This is a genomic window from Rhodopseudomonas sp. BR0C11 (assembly GCF_010820945.1).
GTDB lineage: Bacteria > Pseudomonadota > Alphaproteobacteria > Rhizobiales > Xanthobacteraceae > Rhodopseudomonas > Rhodopseudomonas palustris_H.
This window is the reverse complement of record NZ_QTKI01000492.1, coordinates 1-3,185: the sequence shown is the minus strand read 5'-3', so window position 1 is coordinate 3,185 and position 3,185 is coordinate 1. Positions and strand designations below refer to the sequence as shown.

Genomic DNA, 3,185 nt, shown 5'->3' with positions numbered 1-3,185 from the left:
AGATGGGCACCGTCGAGCTGCTGTCGCGCGAGGGCGAAATCGCCATCGCCAAGCGGATCGAAGCCGGCCGCGAGGCGATGATCGCCGGCCTGTGCGAAAGCCCGCTGACCTTCCAGGCGATCATCATCTGGCGCGACGAACTCAACGAAGGAAAGATCTTCCTTCGCGACATCATCGATCTCGAAGCGACCTACGCCGGCCCTGAGGGCAAGAACAACATCGGCGAGCCCGGTGAGGAAGCCGCGGCTGAAGGCGAGGGCGGTGCGCCCGCGCACGTCGCGCCGCCGGCGGCTCCGCCGTCCGCCACCCCGTTCCGTCCCGCGCAGCAGCGCGGCGCCGCGCCGGCCGAAGGCGAGGGCGAAGGCGCGCCCGAGGGCGACGGCGACGACGACGAGTTCGAGAACCAGATGTCGCTCGCCGCGATCGAGGCCGAGCTGAAGCCGAAGGTGGTCGAGACCTTCGACAAGATCGCCGACAACTACAAGAAGCTGCGCAAGCTGCAGGAGCAGGACATCGCCAACCAGCTGCAGAACGAGCAGCTGTCGCCGTCGCAAGAGCGCAAGTACAAGAAGCTGAAGGACGAGATCATCGTCGAGGTGAAGTCGCTGCGCCTCAACCAGGCCCGTATCGACAGCCTGGTCGAGCAGCTCTACGACATCAACAAGAAGCTGGTGTCGTTCGAGAGCCGCCTGATGCGGCTCGCCGACAGCCACGGCGTCGCCCGTGACGACTTCCTGCGCAACTATCAGGGCTCGGAGCTCGATCCGCGCTGGCTCAACCGGGTGTCGAAGCTCTCGGCCAAGGGCTGGAAGAACTTCGTCCACCACGAGAAGGACCGGATCAAGGACCTGCGCCAGGAAGTGCAGTCGATGGCGGCGCTGACCGGCCTCGAGATCGGCGAATTCCGCAAGATCGTGCACTCGGTGCAGAAGGGCGAGCGCGAAGCCCGGCAGGCCAAGAAGGAAATGGTCGAGGCCAACCTCCGTCTCGTGATCTCGATCGCCAAGAAGTACACCAACCGCGGCCTGCAGTTCCTCGATCTCATTCAGGAAGGCAACATCGGCCTGATGAAGGCGGTCGACAAGTTCGAGTACCGCCGCGGCTACAAGTTCTCGACCTACGCCACCTGGTGGATCCGGCAGGCGATCACCCGCAGCATTGCGGACCAAGCCCGCACCATCCGCATCCCGGTGCACATGATCGAGACGATCAACAAAATCGTCCGCACCTCGCGGCAGATGCTCAACGAGATCGGCCGCGAGCCGACCCCCGAAGAGCTCGCCGAGAAGCTCGGCATGCCGCTGGAGAAGGTCCGCAAGGTCCTGAAGATCGCCAAGGAGCCGCTGTCGCTCGAAACCCCGGTGGGTGACGAAGAGGACAGCCATCTCGGCGATTTCATCGAGGACAAGAACGCGGTGCTGCCGATCGACGCCGCGATCCAGTCGAACCTGCGCGAGACCACCACGCGCGTGCTCGCCTCGCTCACCCCGCGCGAAGAACGCGTGCTGCGCATGCGCTTCGGCATCGGCATGAACACCGACCACACGCTGGAAGAAGTCGGCCAGCAGTTCTCGGTGACCCGCGAGCGTATCCGCCAGATTGAAGCCAAGGCGCTGCGCAAGCTGAAGCATCCGAGCCGGAGCCGGAAGCTGCGGAGCTTCCTGGATAACTGACGAGAGCGGGTGGGCAAAGGCACAGTTGCGCCGTGCCCACCCTCCACGCCTGATGAAGCCGAGGCCAAGCGATGGCATCGAAGCGGCACCTGATCGAGGTCGACGAGATCACCGCAACCCGCCTTCGCGAACGGGCCGACGCGCAGGGCATCTCGGTCGCCGAAGTGGTCGCTGGCCTGACAGCGATTGCCGACAGTCCTGTCGAAATTTCCGTCGAAGACCTCGCCGCGCTCGATCGGCAATGGGCGGCGATTCAGTCCGGCGAAGAGGGAGTGGTCCCTCATGATCAGGTCGCGCGCTGGCTCGAGACTTGGGGCACGCCGGACTACAAGCCGTTTCCGGTGAAATGAAGCGCCCTGTGCCATGAAGCTCTCGTGGTCGAGGGCTGCGCTTGCCGACCTGAACCGCTTTGCGGCTTTTCTTCAGGATCATCATCCCGCCTTGGCCCGGCGCATCGGCGTCGAAATTTTAAAGCGTGCGGAAGTCCTCAGCGACTACCCGGAATTTGGCCGTCCGATCCGTGATAGGGATTTTCGCGAGCTGGTTCTTCCGGTCATGGGTGGGACCTATGTTCTTCGCTATGCCCACGGTGCCAACGGCGTCGTCATCCTGCGCGTCTTCCACAGCCGCGAGCAGCGCGACACATAGGTCACCACAAGCCGCAGCGCGCGCCCTCTCCCGCCTGCGGGAGAGGGTTGGGGTGAGGGCGACACCAGCACTGACTCGGCAAGCGCCACAGGACAAGTTAGCCGAACCCGCAACCCATCATCTTCGCCGCGGCGCATGACGCCTCCGGCTTATGCGTCCTACGGGTCTGCTATTCCGCCGTGCCCGCGTAGCGCGCAATCTTGATATCGCCGGCGCGCTTGCGCGCCTCGGCGATATCGAAGCTGTTCTGCATGCGCATCAGAGTGTCCATCGACACGCCGAACGCCTTTTCGATGCGGAGCGCCATCTCGGACGATAGCGAGGCGCGCTCGTTCAGAACCGCGGACAGCGCCGGCCGGGTGACGCCCAAAACCTTCGCGGCTTCGGTGACGGACAGCCGGAGCGGTTCGATGATCTCGTGCTTCACGAAGCTGCCGGGGTGTGCCGGGCTTTTCATGCGCAGGTCGGTCTTTGTTCGCGTCGTCGGTCTCATCAAAGCGTCCTAATGGTAGTCCTCGTAGTCGAGATCGATGATCTCGATCCCATCCTTGTCGATCTGGAAGGTTAGCCGCCAGTTCTTGGTGACGAACAGACTCCATGTCCCCTTGCGATCCCCGGTCAGCCTGTGCGCCTTCCAGCTCGGGACTGTTCGGAGTTCGTCCTCCCGCTCCATGTCCTGCAGAAACGAAATCATGCGGCGCAGCTTGTCCGCGATAGCCGCTTGAACCCCGCCAGCATCATCCTCTTCGATGAGCCGCCGGAGCCCTTTGTGCAGGACATTCCGAATTCTCATGGAGAGAAAGATATAGGACGGAGGCGTCTTCTGTAAAGCGACGCTTTACAGTCCGAAGCAAAGATACGATC

Annotated in this window: 5 protein-coding genes; 3 read left to right on the top strand and 2 right to left on the bottom strand. The window is 63.2% G+C overall.

All coding sequences use genetic code 11. The features are described from left to right. From rpoD to DYI24_RS23955, 3 genes are all read left to right on the top strand, one after another. A partial coding sequence (gene rpoD, locus DYI24_RS23965) for an RNA polymerase sigma factor RpoD (protein ID WP_164574103.1) occupies positions 1 to 1,673 on the top strand: 1,673 nt, incomplete at its 5' end. A gap of 71 nt (positions 1,674 to 1,744) precedes the next feature. Continuing rightward, entirely contained in the window at positions 1,745 to 2,023 is a 279-nt protein-coding gene (locus DYI24_RS23960) for a hypothetical protein (RefSeq protein ID WP_164574102.1), read from the top strand. 13 nt (positions 2,024 to 2,036) lie between these two features. Further along, entirely contained in the window at positions 2,037 to 2,321 is a 285-nt protein-coding gene (locus DYI24_RS23955; RefSeq protein WP_164574101.1) for a type II toxin-antitoxin system RelE/ParE family toxin, read from the top strand. Positions 2,322 to 2,490: 169 nt separating this feature from the next. Here DYI24_RS23955 and DYI24_RS23950 read toward each other — a convergent pair whose 3' ends face one another. Beyond that, positions 2,491 to 2,814 carry a HigA family addiction module antitoxin gene (locus tag DYI24_RS23950; RefSeq protein ID WP_164574100.1) on the bottom strand — a complete coding sequence of 108 codons (324 nt, stop codon included), beginning with the start codon at positions 2,812 to 2,814 and terminating at the stop codon, positions 2,491 to 2,493. Between the two features lie 9 nt (positions 2,815 to 2,823). Continuing rightward, complete coding sequence (locus DYI24_RS23945) at positions 2,824 to 3,114, bottom strand: type II toxin-antitoxin system RelE/ParE family toxin (RefSeq protein WP_164574099.1); 291 nt, start codon at positions 3,112 to 3,114, stop codon at positions 2,824 to 2,826. Positions 3,115 to 3,185: the final 71 nt, after the last annotated feature.